The organism is Neobacillus drentensis (assembly GCF_036965645.1).
Taxonomy (GTDB): domain Bacteria; phylum Bacillota; class Bacilli; order Bacillales; family Cytobacillaceae; genus Neobacillus; species Neobacillus drentensis_D.
In genome coordinates this window covers 1-2,103 of sequence record NZ_JBALPZ010000171.1, presented here as the reverse complement: position 1 = coordinate 2,103, position 2,103 = coordinate 1, and the positions used below count along the sequence as shown (strand labels likewise).

Below are 2,103 nucleotides of genomic sequence, written 5' to 3'. Positions count from 1 at the left end.
GTTCACTTTCCTTATTATTCCCTTTGCTAAACATAATTTTTACAGCTAAATACAACATATAGATTGATCCGAAGATTATCATATAAAATTCTATTTTAGGGATGGTGTTTTTTAATAACAAATTAAAATAGCTGCACAATAACATAATGACACAAAAACCAGTACCTACCCCTAAACAAAACTTAATCGTCTTTTTAAATCCATACTTATTGGCAGATAACATCGCCATTATGTTATTTGGACCTGGAGTAAAAGTAGTAACAAAAACGTATAACAAAAATGTTAATATTGGCAAAATATCCCCCTCCTCTGAACGTGTGTTATAATGTCTAAAAAAGACAATATAGCGTATTACGTTTTATTGTACGATATAGACGTTATATTGTAAATATAGTAAGGAGTGTTTTTATGGAAGAAATTAATCTCATCATTGCAAAGAACTTAAAGGCTTTGAGAGAAAGTAAAAAATTAAGCCTTGAAAAAGTTGCAGAGCTTAGTGGGGTTAGTAAAACGATGATTGGACAAATCGAAAGGGGTGAATCTAGCCCTACTATTACAACAATCTGGAAAATAGCAAATGGTTTAAAAATTTCGTTTACTTCACTAATAAATTCTCCGCAGCATGACACAAAGGTAGTCCATAAAAGTGAGGTCCAAATACTTTTAGAGGATAATGGAAAATACCGATTATACCCTTATTTCCCATTCCAAGATGACCGGCGTTTTGAAGTTTATTCTATAGAGATTGAAAAAGGTGGGTATCTTAGTTCGGATTCCCACGGAGAAGGTACTGAGGAATTTCTAACTGTTTTTGATGGCGAATTAACTGTAAGAGTAAATAACACTGAATACACTGTATCAAGTGGAGATTCTATAAGATTCAAGGCTGATAGACCTCATTCCTATCATAATTCTGGAGAAACATTAACTCGATTAAGTATGGTTATACATTATCCAATTTAAAAATCCCGTTTCTAAAACCGAGGTCATGAAAAAAGTGAAACGACCCAGATTTACGCCCATCTCAGCGGAAGCATCAGACAGGAATTATATAGAAGTATTTTTAGCATTAAATAAAGCAACGCGATTGCGTTGCTTTATTGTACTATTGCACCCGTTTCTTTAAGTGCAATACTTCACAGACTATGTAATTATAACCCTACCCTTTTTATGAAAGTGATTGGCGAAAAAAGGGTTCTTTCAAGAATGCAGACATTTTTCGGTGATTCCATTTAACTAACTTAAAATCAAATCTCTATGAGCTAATAGAAGGTTGGGGTGGAAAAGACACAATTGGTTTCCGACCAGAAGATACAGTTGGAAACCAAACATATAAAGAACTTGTATTACAAATGAGGGAAAAGACCTTTTATACCTTCTGCAATCATCTGGATAGAAATAACAGCAAGGATCAAACCCATTAATCTTGTTACAACATTTAAACCACCTTGTCCAAGTTTGTTAATAACAGGAGTTGAATAATAAAACAGCACATAAGAAAGTGCTAATACTAGCGCAAATCCAATAAACACAAGGATTAGATTGGAGATGTCAAAGGAACCGGAACCTGTGTGTGCCATAACAGTTGCAATAGTACCAGGGCCAGCCATAATAGGCAGTGCCAGAGGAGTAATCGATATATCCTCCTTTTCTTCTGCTTCCTTTTTTTCTGCAGTATGCGGTGTCTGCGCGTTTGAAGTCTTTGCATGCAAAAGATTAAAAGCAATTCCGAAAATAAGAATTCCTCCAGCAACTCGAAACGCATGAATAGTAATACCGAATATAGAAAATATAAAGTTGCCAAGCACCAGAAATACAGTAAGAATACACAAGGAAACGATTGCCGCTTTCCTTGCCGTATGTTTCTTTTGCTGTTGAGAATATCCGTTGGTAAGGGAAATAAAAATTGGAATATTCCCTATCGGATTCATCACAGCGAAAAACGATACCGTCATTTTAAGAAGTAGACTAACCAAAAAGTTCCCTCCTATCTCACTTTAACCATTTTTGATTTCATCCTTATATATTACCCACATTGAGAAAACGAAACAATTAAACAAGGAAAACACTAAACAATTCACTTCAAATAAGAAAAGCGCAAGG

Annotated in this window: 3 protein-coding genes; 1 reads left to right on the top strand and 2 read right to left on the bottom strand. The window is 34.6% G+C overall.

Translation table 11 applies throughout. The features are described 5' to 3' along the window. A partial coding sequence (locus tag V7266_RS25960) for a LysE family translocator (RefSeq protein ID WP_335472137.1) occupies nucleotides 1-295 on the bottom strand: 295 nt, incomplete at its 3' end. A gap of 113 nt (nucleotides 296-408) precedes the next feature. On the opposite strand from V7266_RS25960, the gene V7266_RS25955 reads away from it, so the two are divergent. Then, entirely contained in the window at nucleotides 409-963 is a 555-nt protein-coding gene (locus V7266_RS25955) for a helix-turn-helix domain-containing protein (protein WP_335472136.1), read from the top strand. 383 nt (nucleotides 964-1,346) lie between these two features. Here the strand turns inward: V7266_RS25955 and V7266_RS25950 are convergent, their stop codons facing one another. Continuing rightward, a complete protein-coding gene (locus tag V7266_RS25950) occupies nucleotides 1,347-1,976 on the bottom strand; it encodes a MarC family protein (RefSeq protein WP_335472135.1) in 630 nt (209 codons plus the stop codon). Nucleotides 1,977-2,103: the final 127 nt, after the last annotated feature.

Excerpts from the sequence above, each read along its gene's own strand:
- V7266_RS25955 (WP_335472136.1), top strand. The coding sequence starts at position 409 with ATGGAAGAAATTAATCTCATCATTGCAAAGAACTTAAAGGCTTTGAGA.